The organism is Plectonema cf. radiosum LEGE 06105, assembly GCF_015207665.1.
In the GTDB taxonomy this organism is placed as follows: Bacteria; Cyanobacteriota; Cyanobacteriia; order Cyanobacteriales; family Nostocaceae; genus Rivularia; species Rivularia radiosa_A.
Genome location: NZ_JADEWL010000301.1, coordinates 1 through 1,691, shown reverse-complemented (window position 1 = coordinate 1,691; position 1,691 = coordinate 1). Strand labels below are relative to the sequence as shown.

General features: G+C 39.9%; 1 protein-coding gene. It reads right to left on the bottom strand.

Annotation, left to right across the window (positions count from 1 at the left end):
- Positions 1–1,289, bottom strand: a 1,289-nt coding sequence (locus tag IQ247_RS32095; RefSeq protein ID WP_445974536.1) for an endonuclease MutS2, incomplete at its 3' end; no start/stop codon positions are given.
- Positions 1,290–1,691 lie beyond the last annotated feature (402 nt).

The following is a 1,691-nucleotide window of genomic DNA, read 5'->3' as shown; positions in this document are numbered from 1 at the left end:
GGGGGGGAATTTCTGTTTTCTTCCTCTGCTTCCTCCGCTTTCTCTGCTGTGGAAATTGCATTCAAAATCCGACTAATCCGCCGGATATGTCCAGAAAAGGTGGATAAACTCTGCTCTAAGGATTGTTCGTCGCCAATATCTGCCAATATCTGGTCAAACCACGGTAATTCTACCGGCTCGCGGGCTGGTATAAATAAACCTATTTTTGCCATCAATGTTGCTAAACCCAGGGTTTTAAGAGTTACTGTTTTACCCCCGGTGTTTGGGCCAGTAATAGTCACTACTCGAATGTATGGATTAATAACTAAGTCTACGGGAATTACTGGATGTCCTTCTTCATGTTGCTGCTGCCACACTAACAAGGGATGTCGTAGTTCCCGTAAGGTGATATTTTCGTTTTGTTGGGGATTAATAAAACGAGGCGGATTTGCTTTTAACCAATAGCTATAACGCGCTTTAGCTGTGGCTAAATCTAATGTAATTGCGACTGCGAGTAATTTTTCTAAATCTGGCTTTACTTCAGCTACTTGCTCGGTTAAATTACGGCGAATCGCTTCTTCTTCTACTTGTTCTCTTCGCAATAATTGCCGCAGTTGATTGCCCATCGGCACTACGGAATTAGGTTCTACATACAAAGTGGCTCCGCTGGTTGAAGTGTCGTGTACAATACCTGGAATTGCGTCTTTTTGCGGTGTTTTGACTGGAATTACATATCGATCGCCACGTTGAGTTATAATCGTCTCTTGCAGAGCATTCGCTTTTACCTGGATAATATTTTGCAACTTTTGAGTGATTTGACTACGGGTTTGACGCAATGAATGACGAATATCGCGGAGTTTTTCGCTAGCACGATCTGTTACTTGTCCCCGCTCATCTATACAACGATGAATTTCTTGCTCTAATTCTGGATAAGTCCGTAAATCCGCAACTAATTCGTTTAATATTTCTAAATCCGGATGCTTATCAATTAGACGACGTAAATTTCTGATTCCTGCTAGGGTTGTCGCGATCGCCAATAATTCTTCCCCAGCCAAAACACCTTTTAATTGAGCCCTTTCTAAAGAATCGCCAAAATCTTGAACTCCTTCAAAGGATATTCCATTATCTAAACGATTTTCTAATTCGTATACTTCTTTCGTTTGCGCTAATAAATACTCGCTTTGAACCACAGAGGAAGGAAGAGCAATATTACGTGCGGCGATCGCCCCCAGCTTTGTTGCTGCAAAAGTAGACAAATGCTGGCACAGGCGAGACCATTCCAATAATTCTAGTGTTTCGGATTGGATCAAGGCTGCTTACTTAAATTAATAATTTTGAAGTTATTTTAACAATCTTAGCGATTCTCAGCGCAAGTGACACAATGTCATTATTTTTTGATCTCGCACTAGCTATTTATACTTAAACACATAATTAAGTATTTCCGTATACTCAGTTATTCGTCTTCATTATCAATAGCTTGATGTATATATTAGTACTTCTATAACTGTAGAATACAATTTAATATTAGCAAAAAAAACAGATAGTTATGATGATTAATTATTTGGTTTTACACTCTGAAATTCGCTTGACATCCTCCCACCGCTAATCAGGAGTACCTGATATAGCGGGGGATTCCCTCATATCACTATGAAGGGCTTTCTCTTTCTACGAGTTGACTTGCTTTTATGAGTCTCCTCACTCAAGTATTGGTC